General features: G+C 60.8%; 15 protein-coding genes. 2 read left to right on the top strand and 13 right to left on the bottom strand.

The window, feature by feature from the left end; genetic code table 11:
* Nucleotides 1-217: 217 nt before the first annotated feature.
* From ASE60_RS29595 to ASE60_RS29575, 5 genes are all read right to left on the bottom strand, one after another.
* Nucleotides 218-2,107 (bottom strand): bifunctional sugar phosphate isomerase/epimerase/4-hydroxyphenylpyruvate dioxygenase family protein, encoded by a 1,890-nt coding sequence (locus ASE60_RS29595; RefSeq protein WP_057255175.1) that lies wholly within the window; start codon nucleotides 2,105-2,107, stop codon nucleotides 218-220.
* A gap of 34 nt (nucleotides 2,108-2,141) precedes the next feature.
* Nucleotides 2,142-3,002: a shikimate dehydrogenase gene (locus tag ASE60_RS29590; protein WP_057255532.1), complete on the bottom strand. Its 861-nt coding sequence runs from the start codon at nucleotides 3,000-3,002 to the stop codon at nucleotides 2,142-2,144.
* Between the two features lie 92 nt (nucleotides 3,003-3,094).
* Nucleotides 3,095-4,108, bottom strand: coding sequence for a TRAP transporter substrate-binding protein (locus ASE60_RS29585; RefSeq protein ID WP_057255174.1), 1,014 nt, complete (start codon nucleotides 4,106-4,108; stop codon nucleotides 3,095-3,097).
* Nucleotides 4,109-4,167: 59 nt separating this feature from the next.
* Nucleotides 4,168-5,448, bottom strand: coding sequence for a TRAP transporter large permease subunit (locus tag ASE60_RS29580; protein WP_057255173.1), 1,281 nt, complete (start codon nucleotides 5,446-5,448; stop codon nucleotides 4,168-4,170).
* Between the two features lie 10 nt (nucleotides 5,449-5,458).
* Nucleotides 5,459-6,022, bottom strand: coding sequence for a TRAP transporter small permease (locus ASE60_RS29575; RefSeq protein WP_057255172.1), 564 nt, complete (start codon nucleotides 6,020-6,022; stop codon nucleotides 5,459-5,461).
* A 281-nt stretch (nucleotides 6,023-6,303) separates the two neighbouring features.
* Here ASE60_RS29575 and ASE60_RS29570 point away from each other — a divergent pair, with 281 nt between their 5' ends.
* Nucleotides 6,304-6,969, top strand: coding sequence for a TetR/AcrR family transcriptional regulator (locus ASE60_RS29570; RefSeq protein WP_057255171.1), 666 nt, complete (start codon nucleotides 6,304-6,306; stop codon nucleotides 6,967-6,969).
* Nucleotides 6,970-7,043: 74 nt separating this feature from the next.
* On the opposite strand, the gene ugpC is transcribed toward ASE60_RS29570, so the two are convergent.
* The 6 genes from ugpC to ASE60_RS29540 all read right to left on the bottom strand — a co-directional run bounded on the left by ugpC (nucleotide 7,044) and on the right by ASE60_RS29540 (nucleotide 13,281).
* The gene (gene ugpC, locus ASE60_RS29565) at nucleotides 7,044-8,117 is read right to left on the bottom strand and encodes a sn-glycerol-3-phosphate ABC transporter ATP-binding protein UgpC (RefSeq protein WP_057255170.1); all 1,074 of its coding nucleotides are present in this window, start codon (nucleotides 8,115-8,117) and stop codon (nucleotides 7,044-7,046) included.
* Nucleotides 8,114-8,941, bottom strand: coding sequence for a carbohydrate ABC transporter permease (locus ASE60_RS29560; RefSeq protein ID WP_057255169.1), 828 nt, complete (start codon nucleotides 8,939-8,941; stop codon nucleotides 8,114-8,116). Before ASE60_RS29560 ends, ugpC begins: the two co-directional genes overlap by 4 nt.
* A complete protein-coding gene (locus ASE60_RS29555; protein ID WP_057255168.1) occupies nucleotides 8,938-9,840 on the bottom strand; it encodes a sugar ABC transporter permease in 903 nt (300 codons plus the stop codon). Before ASE60_RS29555 ends, ASE60_RS29560 begins: the two co-directional genes overlap by 4 nt.
* 201 nt (nucleotides 9,841-10,041) lie before the next feature.
* The gene (locus ASE60_RS29550; protein WP_057255167.1) at nucleotides 10,042-11,274 is read right to left on the bottom strand and encodes a sugar ABC transporter substrate-binding protein; all 1,233 of its coding nucleotides are present in this window, start codon (nucleotides 11,272-11,274) and stop codon (nucleotides 10,042-10,044) included.
* Between the two features lie 59 nt (nucleotides 11,275-11,333).
* Nucleotides 11,334-12,236 (bottom strand): sugar phosphate isomerase/epimerase, encoded by a 903-nt coding sequence (locus ASE60_RS29545; RefSeq protein ID WP_057255166.1) that lies wholly within the window; start codon nucleotides 12,234-12,236, stop codon nucleotides 11,334-11,336.
* Between the two features lie 10 nt (nucleotides 12,237-12,246).
* Nucleotides 12,247-13,281 carry a Gfo/Idh/MocA family oxidoreductase gene (locus ASE60_RS29540; RefSeq protein WP_082616221.1) on the bottom strand — a complete coding sequence of 345 codons (1,035 nt, stop codon included), beginning with the start codon at nucleotides 13,279-13,281 and terminating at the stop codon, nucleotides 12,247-12,249.
* A 137-nt stretch (nucleotides 13,282-13,418) separates the two neighbouring features.
* Between ASE60_RS29540 and ASE60_RS29535 the strand changes: the two genes are divergently transcribed.
* On the top strand, nucleotides 13,419-14,435 hold the full coding sequence (locus ASE60_RS29535; protein ID WP_057255164.1) for a LacI family DNA-binding transcriptional regulator: 1,017 nt from the start codon (nucleotides 13,419-13,421) through the stop codon (nucleotides 14,433-14,435).
* A 57-nt stretch (nucleotides 14,436-14,492) separates the two neighbouring features.
* Here the strand turns inward: ASE60_RS29535 and ASE60_RS29530 are convergent, their stop codons facing one another.
* Nucleotides 14,493-15,821 carry a sigma-54 dependent transcriptional regulator gene (locus tag ASE60_RS29530; RefSeq protein ID WP_057255163.1) on the bottom strand — a complete coding sequence of 443 codons (1,329 nt, stop codon included), beginning with the start codon at nucleotides 15,819-15,821 and terminating at the stop codon, nucleotides 14,493-14,495.
* Nucleotides 15,797-17,614: an ATP-binding protein gene (locus tag ASE60_RS29525; protein ID WP_057255162.1), complete on the bottom strand. Its 1,818-nt coding sequence runs from the start codon at nucleotides 17,612-17,614 to the stop codon at nucleotides 15,797-15,799. The genes ASE60_RS29530 and ASE60_RS29525 overlap by 25 nt, the downstream gene beginning before the upstream one ends.
* Between the last annotated feature and the right edge of the window lie 131 nt (nucleotides 17,615-17,745).

The raw sequence follows: 17,745 nt of genomic DNA, 5'->3' as shown, positions 1-17,745 counted from the left end.
TTCGCTACTTCTGACAACCTAGCCCCCAGCTTGATTATGTGGGCGCCGAGAGAGCGTTCGGCGCCCATTCCATCGACGCCGGACCCCTCGGTCGCGAAGGAAAGAGCATCAATAGCAAGTGCGTGCGTGACGCTGGGTCGTCTAGGACGCCTCAACGATCGGAATGAGCACTTGCCTGAGCCGTGCCAGTTACCGACGCAAAGCTGACGTTGGAAGATCAGTTTTTAGGCACACCCTCTGGCCTCAGGTATTTTTTCAGCGCCGCAATGCGAAAGATTGCATTGGCGGCTCCGTATCCGCGATACCCGCGCCGCTCGATGATTTCAAAGAAGAATCCTTCGCCGTAGGTCGGACTGTAGAGCTGGAAATATTCACCGTTCTCGTCCCGGTCATAAAGGATGTTCTCGGCCCTCAGCCGCTCGACAAGTTCCGCGTCGAGCCCGAAGCGCGCCTCGACGTCATCGTAGTAGTTCGGCGAGATCGGCAGCGCCTTGAAGCCGTTTGCACGCAGCGCCTCAGCCGTTGCGAAGATGTCGCAGGTGGCAAAGGCAATATGCTGCACACCGGAGCCGAAGGTCTCGGCGATGAAGTGGCCCGCAAGCGTGTTGCGGTTCTCCGCGCCGTTCAACGTCAGGCGCAGCGTCCCGGCATCATTCTCAACGACCTGGCTGCGAACAATGCCGGCCGGATCGACGATGTCGATCATCGGCGTCTTTCGCACATCGAGCAGCGATGTGTAGAACAGCAGCCAGGTCAGCATCTCCTCATATTTGACGGTCTGGGCAATGTGATCGATGGTCGTCAGGCCAGCTGGTATCGCCGCTCCCTTGTCCGGCACCGGATCGAACTCAATCTCCCAGATCCTGGCGAGGTCGGATCGCTCGTCGAGGAAGTAGATGATCCCGCCGCCAACACCGTGGATCGCCGGAACCAGCAATTCTCCTGGGCCGACTGGCTGTTCGAAGGGTTCAGCGCCAAGCGCCCGGGCTCGCTCAGCAGTCGCTTTGGCATCGTCGACCACGAGGCCGAACGCATAGGCGGACGTGCCGTGAACCAGATAGGAAGCGTTGGCGAAGCCTTCCCGCTCGGTGTTGATCACCAGATTGATGGAGCCTTGGCGGTAGACCACCACCTGCTTGGTCCGGTGCTGCGCCGCTTTCCTGAAGCCGATGGTGACGAGCAGCGCTTCGAGCTCGCCCGCCTCGTCCTCCGAGGCGCTGAACTCCACGAAGGCCACTCCCTTGACGTCGACGCGCGGGGGCATCTCAGGAACCGACAGGCGGACGTCCGGCTCGGCGCGCTTCACCTGGTCCCCGAGATAGATCAGCGAGCGGTAGCCGTCGACCGCGATGGCATTGGCGTTACCGCCGCGAAACTGGTCGTTGAAGATTTCAAGCGACAGATATCCATCATAGCCGGTCGCCGCCACCGCGCGGGTAAAGTCGGTCACCGGCAGGTCGCCCTCGCCCGGCATATTGCGAAAGTGCCGGCTCCAATAGAGCAGATCCATGTCGATCAGCGGAGCATCCGCAAGCTGGACGATGAAGATTTTCTCCTTCGGGATCGAGCGGATCGAATTGATCTCGATCTTGCGCGACAGGGTATGAAAGCTGTCGAGGATCAGGCCTATGCTCGGGTGATCGGCGCGCCGGACGATCTCCCAGGCATCGCGATGGTCGCTGATATGGCGCCCCCAGGCGAGCGCCTCGTAACCGACGCGCAAGTTCCGCTTCGCCGCCCGCTCGCCGAGTTCGCAAAAGTCGGCGGCTGCCCTGTCGATGCCAGCCACTGCCGCCGGCGACACGTTCGAGCAGACGAGCACCAAGTCGGTGCCCAACTCCTGCATCAGGTCAAACTTGCGCTCGGCCCTGTCGAAAGTCCGGGCTCTGAGTGGCTCCGGCATACCCTCGAAATCACGGAACGGCTGGAACAGACTGATCTCCAGGCCAAAGTCGCGCACCATTCGGCCGACCTCGCGCGGGCTTTCGTCGAAGGCAAGGAAGTCGTTCTCGAATATTTCGACACCGGCAAAGCCCGCCTTGGCGATGGCGCGCAGCTTGTCCTTGAGATCGCCGCTCAGCGAAACCGTTGCTATCGAGGTCTTCATGTTTCTGTCCTTGCTGGAACTTCCGGCGTCAGTGTCAGCCGGTCATGGCCTTGAAATGGTTGAGCATCCGCGCTGCGTCCGGCTCGAGCCCGGTAAACAGTCGAAAAGCGCCGACCGCCTGGAAGACGGCCATTCCTCCCCCATCGAGCGTGCGGCAGCCGCGCCGTCTCGCCTCCTTGAGCAGCGCCGTTTCGAGCGGGAAGTAGACGATCTCGGCGACCCAGTGGCGCGGATCGAGAAGGTCACCGTCGAGCGGCAGCCCCGGATAGTTCGCCATCCCTGTCGGCGTGGCGTGAATCAACCCCGACGCCGACCGCATTGCAGCCGCAAGGTCCGTGCCGGCTGAGATATCCGCCTCGGGGAACAGGGCGGTCAGCATCTCGGCAAGCGACTGTGCCCGCTCCGGCTCGCGGTCGAAAACCGCTAGACGTTTCAGGCCGAGCGAAAGTGCGGCATAGGCCGTTGCAACGCCGGCGCCGCCTGCTCCAAGCTGCACGGCGAAGGAAAGGTCGGCATCCGGCAGCCCCCGCCTGAAACCTTCGGCAAAACCCCACCAGTCGGTATTGTGGCCATGTCGCCGCCCTCCCTTGAGCACGACAGTATTGACGGCGCCAAGCCGCTGCGCGTCAGGTGCGAGATCGTCAAGATGCGCAATGACCGCCTGCTTGCATGGATGGGTGATATTGAGGCCCGCAAATCCCTGCCGTTCAGCATCGGCAAGCAGACGCGGCAGGTCGTTTTCCGTCGCGTCGATTTCGCGAAGATCGATCAGTTCGTACACATAGCGGAGCCCTTGAGCCGCGCCTTCGGCCATGTGCATCGCTGGGGTCAGCGACGCTTGAATGCCTGCGCCGATCAGACCGGCCTTCAAGGGTCTTACAAGCGTTTCGGTCATGATTTGCGTTTCCATCCTCAAAGCCCGCAAGTACGGGCAGCCAGCTTCCGGCCCGCCGTGACTTGCGGGCGGGCCGAAGACTTCGCACCCTGTTACTGGCCCCGTGCGGCACCAATCTCCTTGAACAGCGCCTGAACCGTCTCAGCGCCAATCTCGGCACTGAACTTCTCGATCACCGGCTTGACGGCATCACGCAGCTTCTGCGTTTCCTCCGGACTGAATTCGCTGACTTCCATGCCGGTCTTGCGAATTTCGTCGAGAGCTGCGGCGTCCGCGTCGCGTGACACCTTGCGCTGGTAGTCGCGCGCTTCGGTCGCGGCCGCCTCAAGGACGGCCTTTTCCTCGTCATTCAGCCCATCCCAGAACTTCTTACTGACGAGCACGATCTGCGGATTGTATTGGTGACGGGTCAGCGTCATGTACTTCTGCACTTCGTAGAACTTGGCGTTCAGGATGTTTGCGGCCGGGTTCTCCTGCCCGTCGACCGTCCCTGTCTCGAGCGCGGTATAGAGTTCCGTGTAGGGCAGCGGCACGGCATTGGCGCCGAGCGTGTTGAAGAGTTCGATCGGGATGGGCGACTGGATCGTGCGGATCTTCAGACCCTTGATGTCCTCGAGCTTCGTCACCGGATGGCGATTGTTGGTGAGATTGCGAAAGCCGAGTTCCCAATAGCCGAGACCGATAAGGCCGGTATCGGGCAGAAGCTTGAGGAGACTGTCGCCGAAAGCACCGTCCATGACCTTGTCCGCCTCCGCACCACTGTCGAAGAGGAAGGGAAGGTCGACGGCGCCGAACTGCTTGACGTTGTTGGCGAGGATGCCGGCGTTCAGCACCGTCATCTCGATGACGCCGCCCTGCAGGGCCGAGACAGTCTGGACGTCGCCGCCGAGCGTGCCGCCCGGGAAGAGCTTTACCTCGATCTTGCCGCCGCTCTTGTCCTTCACGAGTTCGGCAAACTTCTCCATGCCGGTCACCTGCGGGTGACCCTTGTTGTTGGCCGAAGCGAACTTGATCGTCTGATCGCGGATCTCGGCAAGCGTCGGTCCGGCCGTCAGCAAAGCGAGCGGCAGAGCAAGGCCCAAGGCCAGTTTCGTCAATTTCAACATGTTCTCCTCCCAGATTTGGCCGGTAGTTCCGCCGGCCGTGTTGAAGCTTGAAGTTTCGGTCAGTGCCCGAACCAGGTAACCGGAACGGTCACCAGCGCGGGGAACAGGACAAGCAGGAACAGGACGATCAACTCGGCGACCAGGAAGGGCAGCACGCCCTTCATAAGGTCTTCCATCGACAGTTTCGAGACGCCACAGATGACGTTCAGAACCGTGCCGACGGGCGGCGTGATCAGACCGATCGAGTTGTTGATGATGAACAGGACACCGAAGTAGACCGGATCGATTCCCGCCTGCTTGATGATGGGCATCAGCACCGGCGTCATCACGAGGATGGTCGGCGTCATGTCCATCGCAGTGCCGACGAGCACGATCAGGACCATGATTGCAATCAAGAGAAGCGTCTGGTTGTCCATCAGCGGCTCGATCAGCGAGGCAAGCGCACCGGGGACGTCGGCCACCGTGATCAGCCAGGCGGAGACCGCGGCACAAGCGACCAGGAACATGACGACGGAGGTGATTTTTGCCGCCGACACGAAGACGTGAAAGAGCTGTGCTGGCGGCAGTTCGCGATAGACGACCATGGCGACGAAAAGCGAGTAGACGGCAGCAACAACGCCGGCCTCGGTTGGTGTAAAGACCCCGAACTTCAGGCCGACGATGATGATCACCGGCAGCATCAGCGCCCAGATGCTGTCGACGAGCGCCTTGAGCCGCACGGTGCCGCTCTGCCTTGGCGGCAACTCGAACTGCTCCTTGCGGGCAACGATCAGCCAGGTGATGCAAAGGGCCGCAGCGATCATCAGCCCCGGGAAGATGCCGGCGAGAAAAAGCTTGGTGATCGAGACGCCACCAACGACGCCATAGAGGATGAAGCCGATCGACGGCGGTATGATCGGTCCGATCACCGAGGCGGAGGCGAGCAGCCCGCCAGCGCGCGCTGCGTCATGACCGCTCTTCAGCATCATCGGCAGGAGTAGCGCTCCGAGGGCAGCCGCGTCCGCGACGGCCGAGCCAGAGAGGCTTGAAAGAATACAGGCGGCGAAGATCGCCACAAAGCCGAGACCACCACGAATATGGCCGACCATCGCCAGCGCCAGCGCGACGATGCGCCTGGAAAGCCCGCCTGTGTTCATGACTTCGCCTGCGAGCAGGAAGAAGGGCACGGCCATCAGCGGAAAACTGTCAGCACCATTCAAGACGTTCTGCGCCACGATTTGTGCGTCGAAAAGACCGAGGTAAAGCATCAGCGCCACACCGCTGAGGATGAGTGCAAAGGCGATCGGCACACCGAGCGCCATGGGTCCAAGGAGTGCACCGAGGAAGATCGTAACGGTCATGGCCAGCTCCTCAGCGTTTCGCGGAAACGGGATCGAGCACCGGCTCGGGAAGATCGTCGAGGGCCAACTCGTCCTCGCTCTCGCGCACGAGTTCGGCCGTTGTCACGTCGATGCGGCCGGTGGCGATCGCCAACGCGTCGGCAAGTAGGATCAGGAAGGCAGGAATGCCGAAGGCGAGACCGGCGCCGTAGAAGAAGCCCATCGAAAGCCCGGTCGCCGGTGCACCGACGTGGAGATTGATCAGCGTCTGCGCCCAACTGCCGCTGATCATCAGCCAGGTCGCATAAAGCATCAGCGCATGGCCCAGGAGCACAGCAATCTTTGCCGCGACGGGTGGCAGACGTTTGATGACCGTATCAACGCCGAGATGACCGTGTTCGCGCATGGCGACGACGGCGCCAAGGAATGTCAGCCAGACGAAGAAGATGCGTGACAGCTCTTCGGAAACCGTAATCCCCTGATTGAAGGCATAACGCAGAACGACATTGCCGAAGACGAGGACAACCATGCCGGCGAGCAGCACGGCAATCGCCACCTTCAGCGCGAAGAAATAGAAATCGATGATGCGGGTCATGCGCTCCTCCCAAAGCAGAGTGCCGTCTTTGCGCCCGAGCGTTGTATCGGCTTCGGGATGCGCATCAGGGGCACGGGGCGACCACGCCCTCCTCCAGGCGTAATCGCTCATAACAAAATGTACGAACTAGTACGTATGTCAAGAGGAGTCTCTTGAAAGACCCCTGCAACCTCAATATGACTTTCAACGGAGGCGAGATGACGAGTCCCTGTGGCCCGCCCGTTTCGAATTGGTTTTATTGAGAAAATTTCGGTTAACGCCGGGGGAGTGACGACGAAAGAATGGCGGGGCGGGCTGAGGCAAGTCGGAAGAACGATCCGGAACGGACCAAGGAAGACATCCTTGTCGTCGCCACGGAGGAGTTCTCGACGCATGGTCTGGCTGGCGCGCGGGTCGATGCCATCGCGGAGCGGACCCGCACCTCCAAACGCATGATCTACTATTATTTCGGAGGCAAGGAGGGACTTTACCTCTCCGTGCTGGAGCGCGCCTATCGCAAGATCCGCACACTTGAGGAGGATTTGAAGCTTGCAAGCCTTGCGCCGGAAGAGGCGCTGCGCACCCTCATCTCCAGTACGTTCGACCACGACGAGGCCAATCCCGATTTCGTGCGATTGGTCAGCATCGAAAACATCCACCACGCCGCACATATGCTGCGTTCGGAAGCGATCCGCGATCTGAATGTCTCGGTCATCGAGACGATTGCCGGCATTCTGGAGCGCGGTATCGCTGAAGGCGTATTCAAGCGAAAGGCCGACCCGATCGACGTGCACATGCTGATCAGTGCCTTCTGCTTCTTCCGGGTCTCCAACCGCTATACGTTCGGCACGATCTTTCGCCGTGACCTCTCAGAGCCACATACGATCGGCAGGCATCGGACCATGATCGCCGACGCCGTTGTTAGCTATCTCAAAGAAGCGGACGGGAATGCGCTGGTGCGTCCCTGAGCCACTGGCAAGGGCCAGCCGGAAAGTCGCATATCGAAGCAACCCACGCGCTATAGGGCGGTCAGTATCTGCCCTCAGTCCGGCAAACGCCGTTCGGTATCTGCGTCGAAAAGATGAATGCTGGCGGGTGCAAAGTTCAGTCCGACCCGATCGCCGGCTTGCGCCTGCGATCGCCCGTTGAAGACTACCGAAAGCTCAGGCGTCGTTGCCATGGTCAAGAAGCATGTCGCCCCGGTCGATTCGACCAGCGCCACCTGTACCGAGACAACGCCCTCATCCGCCGGGGCAAGCTCGATGTTCTCCGGGCGCAAGCCAACGACCAAGGCCCGCCCCGGCTGCACGGCGCGTTCGAGAGAGACCGTTTGCTTCATACCGAGATCGAGAATGATCGACCGGCCATCCGGACCGCCGACTGCTGGCAGAAAATTCATGGCCGGAGATCCGATGAACCCGGCCACAAACTTGTTGTCCGGCCGGTCATAGAGCTCAAGCGGGCTGCCCTGTTGTTCGATGACGCCATCGCGCATGATGACGACATGGTCCGCCATCGTCATTGCCTCGACCTGGTCGTGGGTGACATAGACCGAAGTGGCACCCAAACGGTCGTGCAACGCGCGGATTTCCTTGCGCATATGAACGCGAAGCGCTGCATCAAGATTGGAAAGCGGTTCGTCGAACAGAAACGCCTTGGGATGGCGGATGATCGCCCGGCTCATCGCCACCCGCTGGCGCTGACCGCCGGAAAGCTCACGCGGATAGCGTCCGAGCAGGTTCGTAAGCCCGGTCACTGCAGCGACTTCATTGGCCGCCTTCTTGCGGTCAGCCTTGGCAACGCCCTTGATCCGCAGGCTGTAGGTGAGGTTCTCCTCGACCGTCATGTGCGGATAGAGCGCATAGGATTGGAAAACCATCGCCACGTCACGCTTGCGCGGCGGCATCGCGTTCATGACCTCGCCGGCGATTTTCAGGGTGCCGGACGATATGCTCTCCAGGCCGGCCAGCGACCGCAGCAGTGTCGACTTCCCGCAACCGGAAGGGCCGACAAGCGCCGTGAAGCTGCCTTTGCGGATCGAGAGCTCGATGTCCTTCAATGCATGATAGGCACCATAATACTTGTTGACGTTGGTCAGTTCGATCTGGGCGGTCATTTGAGCGCTCCCGAGGTAAGGCCAGAGACGATGCGGCGTTGCAGGAGGACGAAGATGGCGAGGATTGGCGTCACGTAGATCGCCGCATAGGCCATGATATTGTTCCATTCGTTGGTGTTCGGTCCCATGAAGGAATTCAGTCCGACACTTGCCGGCTGCAGCTCCACCGCCTGGATCATCGACTTCGAATAGACGAACTCTCCGAACGCCTGCATGAAGATCAGGATGGCGCTGACAAGGATGCCGTTTCGTGCCAGCGGCAGGACGATGTTGAAGAAGGCGCCAACCCTCGAGTTGCCGTCAACGAGGGCGGCTTCCTCCAATTCCTGCGGCACGCTCATGAAGGTCGCGCGCACCAGAACCACGAAGAACGGCATGCTTTTCGCCGCGATCGCAAGGATCACCGCAAGGCGGGGATAATTGAGCAGCCCGATCTGAGAGAAACCCACGAAGATCGGCGTGACCATCAGTGAGGCCGGAAGCACCTGCAACATGAGAATGAGGAAGAGCCCGATATCGACCCAAATGTTACGATAGCGCGCCAGCACATAGGCGCAGCCGACACCGAGTACGGTGATGACACTGACCGCTCCGCAAGCGATGACCAGAGAATTCCAGATGTACCGGCCCATGTTGCGGCCTTGCCAGACGTTGCCGAAGATCTGCCATTGGGGATCGGTCGGCCAGAAGGTCGGCGGAGTGGCAAACATCTCCGATCCCGATTTGATCGTGGTTATGTACATCCAGTAGAGGGGAAACAGATAAATGCCGGCGAGGATGATCGCGATTGCGAGCAGCAGACGGTCGCGGGTTTGATGGCTCATCCGCGCACCTCGTGCCGTGTGGAGCGCACGTAGACGACTGAGGCGATCATCACGAAGACGATCATGATCACCGAAATCGTCGCGCCCTTGGCGAAATCGTACTGTCGGAACGACAAATCCCAGGCCCAGTATTGTGTGACGTTCGAAGCATTGTTCGGTCCTCCCGAGGTGATGGCGGCGAAAAGATCGAATTGCTGCAGCGTGAAGATCAGACCGAGCGCGATGATGGCCCCGATGGATGAGCGCATCATCGGCAAGGTGATCGTCCAGAAGCGCTGCCAGACATTGGCGCCGTCCAGTTCGGATGCCTCATAAAGATCCCGTGGGATCGACGACAGGCCAACGGACAGAAGGATCATGTTGAAAGATGTGCCGAGCCAGATATTTGCGATGATGACGGCCCAGAGCGAAAAGCCGGGGTCCGAGCGCCAGAAGATATTGCCGTCGATGAGGCCGGTTTCACGCAGGATAAAGTTGAGCACGCCAAAGTCGCCCGAGAGGATCCAGTTCCAGATCGCACCGACCACAAGACCGGGCATCACCCAGGACACTAGGAACAGACCCCGCAGCCACGAGGCGCCCGGAAAATTCGTCCAGAAGAACAATGCCAGGCCAAAACCTACAAGAAACTGACCCGCGATCGAGGCGACGACGAAGGTCGCGGTATTGACCAGGATCGGCCACGTTTCCGGCTGAGCGAACAGATCACGGTAGTTCTTGAGGCCGACGAAAGGGCGCCAGAAGCTCCCGAGGCTGAACATGTCGACCTCCTGGAGGCTCATGGCGATATTGTAGAGTAGCGGAAGACCGGAGAGCGTGAGCAGGAACGCGAGCGGCAGGCCGACAAGGCCGATATCGAAGCCGCGACCATCGATCATGCTGGATAGAAAGCGTTTCATGAGCTCCTCCGCCGCCAAGGCGCCAGCATATACCGCTCGCACAACTCGGCCTGCAAACTAGAACGACCAGAAGCACGCCGGCCTCGCCGGCATGGTTTTGCGGTTTTTCCGCCCGAGCGCCTCAAGCGGATTAAGCGCTTGTGAAAGGCGGCCGGCTGTTCCGGTCCGTCCGGAAGCCTGCAGGCCGCCTTGCCAGAGGCTTTAGCCAAGGACTGCCTTTATCTTTTCAGCCGCCTGGTCGAGGGCATCTTTCGACGTCATCTGCCCGGTCAAGGCCGCCTGGATTGCGTCCTGGATGGCCTTGGAGATCTTCGGCCATTCCGGATGGGGTCCACGGGGCTTTGCGAATTTGAGCTGCTCGATGAAGACCTTGAGGGCCGCGTCCTTCAGCGGCACACCAGTCTCAGGGATGGCAATATCGGATCGAGCGGGCAGCTGCCCGAAGTCCTTGAACATGCGGACGTCCTGGGAGGCGAAGTATTCGAGCACCTTGAACGCCTCGGCGGGGTGCTGCGTGTTGGAGAAGATCGCCCAGTTGAAATCGCCCATGGCCGACGAACGCTCCGCACTGGCCTCGGGCACCGGCAGCAGCGCCACACCCCAGTCGAACTTCGCTTCGCTCACCATTCGGTCGAGCTCCCACGGACCGGAGATCGCCATGGCGGCATTGCCGGAGTTAAAGGTGCCGGTCGAATCCCACTGTCCGCGGGTCAACGTATCCGGCGAGGCCAGTTTCTCGGTTATGATGGTTTTCCAGATGTCGAGCGCCTTGACGGCACCTTCCGAGTTGATGTGCTCGTAGCTGCCGCCGGCCATCTGGACCCAGGGCAGGAACTGGAATGTCCCCTCTTCATTGGCCTTGGCCGAGAAGGCGAGCCCGTAGACGTTCGCCGAAGGATCCGTCAGCTTGCGAGCCGCATCGACCAGTTCATCCCAGGTCTGCGGCGGCTTGCTCGGATCGAGCCCCTTCGCCTTGAACATGTCCTTGTTGTAGTAGAGCGCAATCGTGTTCGTCGCTTTGGGAAGGCCATAGTTCTTGCCGTCCCACATGGTGGAGGCAAGAGGTCCCGGAAAATAGTTCGAGGTCTTCACCACGGTCGACTTTGCGATCATGTCGGTTAGATCGAGGAAGGCGCCGCGTGACGAAAAGAGCGCATGTTCCGGATTGTCGATGGCGATGATATCGGGTGCCTGCCCGGTCGAATAGGCACGCATCGCCTCACTGACGACATCGTCGAACTGGATCTGGCGATATTCGACCTTGATGCCCGTGTTCAGCTTGTTGAAGTCCGATATCAGGTTCGGTGCGGGCTGGATGTCGCGATCGAGCGACCAGACGTTGATCGTGACATCTTCCGCCTTGGCTGAAAGTCCAAACAGAGAGACACCTGCAAGGGCGAGAGCGCCCAGGATTGCGGATCCGCGGATAGCCATTTTCTCCTCCTTTGGTTATCCCGATGCCGGCATCCTCCATGCCGGCCGACATGCACGTCTCAGGCCGGGTCGATGACGAAGTCGCCACCCCGGCAGGTCTTAAGGTAATTCAGGCCATGGACCTGGCCGGTCATCTCCAGTTCGTCGCGATAGACCGGGTCATGCCAGCCTTCGATATCGATCGAGCCGGACCAGCCGGCCAGCCGAAGTTCGGAAATCACGTCGGTCCAATTGGTGTCGCCGAAGCCGGGCGTGCGCATGAAGACGAATTTCTCCTTGCCGAAGATCCCGTGTTCGCGGATGACGTCCCAACGGATCGTGGCGTCCTTGCCATGCACGTGAAAGATCTTCTTTGCCCATTTGCGGATCTGCGGCAGCGGATCGATCAGATAGACCATCTGATGGCATGGTTCCCATTCGAGCCCGATATGATCGTCCGGCGTCTCATTGAAGATCAGCTCCCAGGCGTCCGGATTGTGCGCGATGTTCCAGTCACCGCTCTGCCAGTTGCCGTCCATGGCGCAGTTTTCAAAGGCGATCTTCACGCCCCTGTCGCCTGCGCGCTTTGATAGCTCTGACCAGATTTTCCGGTAGCGCGGCAGACTGTCGGTCAGCGGCTTGCCGCGAAGACGGCCGGTGAAACCGGCGACGCAGGTGGCGCCGAAGTGGTGGGCGTTGTCGATGCAGTCTCGCCAGCCCTGGAGAGTCTGTTCGTCAATCTCTGTCGTCTCCAGCGGATTGCCGAACATGCCAAGGGTAGACATGGTGATGTCGCGGTCGCCGATTGCCGCCACGCAACGTTTGCCAAGTTCGGCAAGATCCTGGCCGTTGGTCGTCTGCCAGAAGAAGGGCTCGAAACTCTCAAAGCCCATGTCGGCGATCTGGCCGATGCGCCTGTCGGCGCCGCCCTTGGTGGCCGAGATCATCGTGCCGATGCGAATGGATTTGCTGGGGTTGGTCAAAATGGGCTCCCTAGGCTGCAATGGTAACGCGTTTGCCCTCGCGCGCGCTGTCGATCGCGCCGAAGACCATGGCAAGGCTCTTGATGTTGTCGCTGCCGTCGGTTTCCGGCACGGTTCCCGCATCGATCGCGCGGATGAAACGCTCGATGACGCTCGTGTGGCCGTTGGTGTCGGCACTGTCTTCGGCCTCAGGCACTGCGATCGCCTCTACGGCACGCAGGAAACCTTCGCTGCCTGTGACGACATTGGCCTCAAAGCGCTCGCCGCCATCCCAAAGCAACGTGCCCTTCGAACCTGTTATGCGCCACGCGCTTTCCCAGCTCGTGTTCGCGCCTTCAGCACACCAGGAACCGCGATAGGTGAAGGCAACGTTGTCGGAAAACTCGAAGATCGCATTGGCGGCGGCGCCATGGCGATACCAGGAACCCTCAGGATTGTATTCGTGGCAATAGACCGCGAGCGGTTCCTTGCCGGACATGAAGCGCGCTGCGTCGAAGGTGTGAATGGCCATGTCCAGAAGCAGGACATTGTCCATCTGCTCGCGAAATCCCCCGAAATGCGGACCGAGGAAGAAGTCGCAATGCAACGCCGTCAGCTCGCCCAAGGCGCCGGACTGGATGAGGCGACGGATGCGACGGACACCACCGATGAAGCGGCGGTTCTGCACGATGGCGTGAACGCGCGAGGCCGCGGTCGCAAGCCGGCGCAATTCGCGCGCCTCATCGAGCGTGGCGGCCATCGGCTTCTCGCTCAAAACGTGGCAACCATGCGCAAGACCGGCAGCGACCACCGCGCGCCGCGCCGCAGGAACGACGATGTCGAAGAGCAGGTCCGCCCGGCTTCCGCGAAGAACCTCCGTCAGGTCCGTACCGATCAGGATGTGGCCAAGGTGGAATTCTGCGGCGAGCGCGTCTGCGGTCGCCTGATTAAGATCGACAAGGCCGACAATCTCTACCTTCTCTCGAAGAACTTTGCTCTGCGTCAGAGCTCTTAGCCACCCTTTGGCCATAGCTCCGCACCCGCACAAAACGGCCCTGTGTCTCACGTGATTTCCTCCAAGAAACGGAAGCGGCAACTCCTCAATTGGCTTCCGTAAACGTTTACGATACTATGCGGCAACGGGTTTTTATGTCAAGAGGTGAGAAAATGACCAATCGCGGGTCTGGGGAGGAACGCGGAAAAATGAAGGGGATTCGCGAACTTGCCGAACACCTCGATATTTCTATCGGCACGGTATCGCGCGCGCTGAACGGCAAGCCCGACGTCAACGAGGAAACCAGAAAAAGGGTTCTTGAAGCAGCAGAATCCCTTGGTTATGTCGCCAATCAATCAGGCCGTGCGCTCAGGAAGGGCGCGACCGGCGTCATCGGCTTCATGATGCAGACCGGCTCCGAAATTACCGGTCAGGGTGACACCTTCTTCATGAGCGTCTTCGACGGTGTTCAGACCGTCTTTGCCCGTCACAAGCTCGATCTTGTTGCCCTGCTCTGCTCCTCCGAGGAGGATCCCAACGACTATTTGAAACGCGTGGTTGCGCGTGGGTTTGCCGACGGCATCATTCTTTCGGCGACCCGGCGCCACGACGCTCGTTTCGAACTGTTGGCCAAACGCAAGATCCCGTTCATCACGCTTGGACGAAGCTTGACGGATGTCGGTCAGCCCTGGCTTGATCTCGATTTCGAGGGCATGGCCGAGGCGTCCATCGATCGGCTCGTCTCCCGCGGCCACAAGCACATCGCCGTTACACGACCTCACGACGACATGAATCTCGGCTACGTTTTCGCGGATCAGTGCCGGGCGACCCTCGCCCGACACGGGCTTCACCTCGACGAGCGTCACGTTTTTCGTTCAACCCCGAACGAGGCGGGAGGATACCAGATCGCCCGCGAACTGAGCGCGCTTGAGGACCGGCCAACGGCAATCGTGCTCATCAACGAAGCAATCACTGTCGGCCTTTATCGGGGGCTTGTCGAAGCCGGGATAAAGCCCGGGCGAGACATGGCGATCATCGGACGCCAAAGCCCGCATTCGCAATTCCTGTCGCCCCGTCTGACATCCTTCAGTCTGTCGCTGCGCGACCTCGGGATTGCGCTTGCCGAGTCCCTGCTTGCAACGATGCCAGCCTTTGCAGATTACTACCCGGCGAGGTCTGAGCGATTTCTCTGGCCCATGGCTCTCGTCCCCGGCGAAAGCGATTGAGCAACATTCGATCTTAAGGATATAACCACACCGCAACCCAACGCGGATGGACCAGCATCACGACAAGCCATACTTACGGATCTTGTCATGCAGGGTCGCCTTCGGCACTAGCAATTCCTCGCTGACGCGGGCTAGGCTGTTGCCGTTGCGGCCGAGGGCTTCGGCGATAAGGGCACGCTCGAAGGCTTCGACGGTTCGCGCCAGCGGCCGAGGGGCGGTGCCTGTCGCCCCACCAAAGGGCGGGAAGCCGGCTGCGATCCCCAGCACGCAGCGCTCGGCGACATTGCGCAACTCGCGCACGTTGCCGGGCCAGTTGTAAGCGAGCAGACATCGCGTGCGTTCGGCGTCAGGCGCGAGCACGGGGCGCTCGTGGCGTGATGCAGCCTGCAGAGCAAAATGCTCGAACAGGAGACCGATGTCCTCGCGCCTTTCGCGCAAGGGCGGCAAGGGCAGTGTCGCGACGTTCAGGCGATAATAGAGATCAGCGCGGAATTCGCCTTTTTCGGCAAGTACTGCCAGATCGACTTTGGTCGCAGCGATGACACGGCAGTCGACGAGGATCGGGGTGTTTGACCCGAGACGCTCGAGCGTGCGTTCCTGCAGCACCCGGAGCAGCTTGACCTGCATGGCCATCGGCATGCTTTCTATCTCGTCGAGAAACAGCGTGCCGCCATTGGCGTGTTCGATCTTGCCGATCCGGCGCTTGGCGGCGCCGGTGAAGGCTCCAGGCTCATGGCCGAAGATTTCGCTGTCGAACAGGTTCTCAGGCACGCCGCCGCAATTGATGGCGACGAAATTGCCGCTACGCCTTGGGCTCGCATCATGCAGGCAGCGCGCGACGAGCTCCTTTCCGGTCCCGGTCTCGCCCTGAATCAGCACGTCGGCTGCGCTATTTCCAAGCTCGCCGATGAGATGGCGTACGCGCTCGATGGCAGCAGAATCTCCGATGATGCGGCTGGCGGTCGATTGCCTGTTCTCAAGTCGCGCGCGCAATTCGCGCACCTCCAGCGTCAGCGTGCGTTTTTCCAGCGCCCGCCGCACAATCTCAACGAAATAGTCGGGCGAGAACGGCTTCTCGATGAAGTCGTGCGCTCCGTCCTTCATCGCCTGGACCGCCAGAGAAACATCGCCATGGCCAGTCATCAGGACCACCGGCAGGTCGCGATCCTGCCGTAGGAGGTCATGCATGAGAGCCATGCCGTCATCGCCCGGCAGGCGGATGTCGGTGACGACGACACCCGGAAAATCCGCAGCAACGAGCTGCCGTGCCTTTTCGGCACTTTCGACCGCCAAGACCGCCATGCCTTCGAGCTCGAGCGTCTGCTGACAGCCGAGCCGGACGTTCGGTTCGTCCTCGACGATCAGGACCTTGAGGTGGTCGCCCATGGCGTTTCTCCGATATCGGCTGCGGGAAGAGCGACGGTGAAAACCGCGCCGCCCTCGGGATGGTTCGCCCCCGACAGCGTTCCACTGAAATGGTGCACGATTTCCAATGAAATGGCCAAGCCGAGCCCCAATCCCCTGTTGCTTTCCTTGGTCGTGAAGAATGGCTCAAAGAGGTGCTCGCGCACGTCTTCCGGCAGACCCGGCCCATTGTCATGGACCTCCACGATCACGCGCGTCGCCTCGCGCCGGCCGCGAATGCGCAACATGGGTGCCGCAATGCCCTCGATCGCATCCAGCGCATTGGCAATCAGGTTGACCATGACCTGCTCCAGGCGGTTGGCGTCGCAGAGCGCCGTCATTTCCGCCCCAATCTCGGTGGTTATGGTCACGTTTGCGCGGCGCAGGCGCTGGGCGAGCAGGAACAGCGCGTTGTCGACGGCGCGTCGGACATCGACCGGGCCCGGCATGCCGGAGGATTTGCGGGCGAAGGACTTGAGCTGGTTGGTGAGCGTGCCCATGCCATCGACGATGCTGCCGATGCGGTCCAGATTGCTTTCGGCGGTCGCGATGTCGCCGCGACGGAGGAATTTGACCGCATTGCCGGAAAGCGTGCGTAGCGCTGCCAGAGGCTGATTTAATTCATGGGCAAGGCCTGCGGAAATCTGACCGATCGTTGCCAGCTTGGCAGCATGGACGAGCTCGTCCTGCGCCGCGCGTAGCGTCCGTGTCCGCTCCTCCACCTTGCGTTCGAGTTCGTCATGGGCGCGCTGCAACGCCTCTCGCGCCCGCAGCCGGTCGCGCAGATGCCGCCGCCGCTGGTCGAGCAGCACCAGCAAGATGCCGACGAAGGCACTGGCGATCGCCGCCAGCGCGGCGCGTGTCCAGGCGATAGCCCTGACCTCGCCGGCGGGCGAGAGCACGGTCAGCGACCAGCCAGTGTCGCCCATGGGAGCAGTCTGCGCCAGAAAATTGCCGGACAACTTGGAGCCGCCGTCGACGTCCGACGGCAGAGCAAGCCGCACGAGGACAGCATTTTCATCGAAAGCCTCCTCACGCGTCAGGCCGAGCGAGGGAAGCGGGCGGGCGTTATATTGCAGGCTGCGCTCCAGCCGCCGCCTTTCTTGATCCGGCAACGGGCGCAGCGTCGTGAATTTCCAGGATGACACTGACGCGAGGATGACGACACCGTTCTGATCAGTGACGATGACGGGCACTTCGACGGTCGCCCAGGACTGCTCCAATTGTTCAAGACTGACCTTGACCACGGCAACGCCTACAACCTCGCCATTCGCGAGCAACGGCGAAGAGAGATAGTAGCCCGGCTCGCCGCGGGTGATACCGATGCCGAAGAGCCGGCCGGGCCGGCCCCGCATGCCATCTGTGAAGTAGGAGCGGTAGGACAGGTCCTCTCCGATAAAGCTGTCAGGTCGGTTCCAGTTGCTGGTAGCAACCACATGTCCTTGCCGGTCGAGCAGATAGATAGACAGCGTGCCCGCCCGGTGGTTGAGCTGTTCGAGGTAGCGGTTGACGGTGTCGGTGAGCGGTTTTCCGCGCGCGACCAGGTCGATTACGTCCCGCTCCAGTCCAAGCGTCGCAGGGAAGTAGGCGTATTTGTCGATCTGCCTGTTCAGGCTGGTGGCGTAGACTTCGAGGCGTTGGGTTCCCGTTCTTTGCAACTCAGCGAGCCCCAGGTTCTCGCTGACGCGAAAGCCGGCAATGCCGGCGGCAAGCGCAATAGCGACGAGGCCGGGCAGCAGCAAACCGTATTTGCGAATGAAAGAGGCGATCGACATGGGAACGAATGGAAGCGGATGCACACGCCGCAACGGTGTTGTTGTTGATCCGGCTCCCTACCACATCCGATGAGACCGAGCGAGCGTGCGGGAAACTGCCCGCCTTCTCAAGGGAAAGCGGGCAGACTGTC

Origin of the sequence: Ensifer sp. Root278, from assembly GCF_001429285.1 — a bacterium.
Taxonomy (GTDB): domain Bacteria; phylum Pseudomonadota; class Alphaproteobacteria; order Rhizobiales; family Rhizobiaceae; genus Ensifer.
Note: the sequence above shows the minus strand (reverse complement) of the source record. Positions and strands in the feature narration are given on the sequence as shown.

Excerpts from the sequence above, each read along its gene's own strand:
- ASE60_RS29595 (WP_057255175.1), bottom strand. The coding sequence starts at position 2,107 with ATGAAGACCTCGATAGCAACGGTTTCGCTGAGCGGCGATCTCAAGGAC.
- ASE60_RS29590 (WP_057255532.1), bottom strand. The coding sequence starts at position 3,002 with ATGACCGAAACGCTTGTAAGACCCTTGAAGGCCGGTCTGATCGGCGCA.
- ASE60_RS29585 (WP_057255174.1), bottom strand. The coding sequence starts at position 4,108 with ATGTTGAAATTGACGAAACTGGCCTTGGGCCTTGCTCTGCCGCTCGCT.
- ASE60_RS29580 (WP_057255173.1), bottom strand. The coding sequence starts at position 5,448 with ATGACCGTTACGATCTTCCTCGGTGCACTCCTTGGACCCATGGCGCTC.
- ASE60_RS29575 (WP_057255172.1), bottom strand. The coding sequence starts at position 6,022 with ATGACCCGCATCATCGATTTCTATTTCTTCGCGCTGAAGGTGGCGATT.
- ASE60_RS29570 (WP_057255171.1), top strand. The coding sequence starts at position 6,304 with ATGGCGGGGCGGGCTGAGGCAAGTCGGAAGAACGATCCGGAACGGACC.
- ugpC (WP_057255170.1), bottom strand. The coding sequence starts at position 8,117 with ATGACCGCCCAGATCGAACTGACCAACGTCAACAAGTATTATGGTGCC.
- ASE60_RS29560 (WP_057255169.1), bottom strand. The coding sequence starts at position 8,941 with ATGAGCCATCAAACCCGCGACCGTCTGCTGCTCGCAATCGCGATCATC.
- ASE60_RS29555 (WP_057255168.1), bottom strand. The coding sequence starts at position 9,840 with ATGAAACGCTTTCTATCCAGCATGATCGATGGTCGCGGCTTCGATATC.
- ASE60_RS29550 (WP_057255167.1), bottom strand. The coding sequence starts at position 11,274 with ATGGCTATCCGCGGATCCGCAATCCTGGGCGCTCTCGCCCTTGCAGGT.
- ASE60_RS29535 (WP_057255164.1), top strand. The coding sequence starts at position 13,419 with ATGAAGGGGATTCGCGAACTTGCCGAACACCTCGATATTTCTATCGGC.
- ASE60_RS29530 (WP_057255163.1), bottom strand. The coding sequence starts at position 15,821 with ATGGGCGACCACCTCAAGGTCCTGATCGTCGAGGACGAACCGAACGTC.
- ASE60_RS29525 (WP_057255162.1), bottom strand. The coding sequence starts at position 17,614 with ATGTCGATCGCCTCTTTCATTCGCAAATACGGTTTGCTGCTGCCCGGC.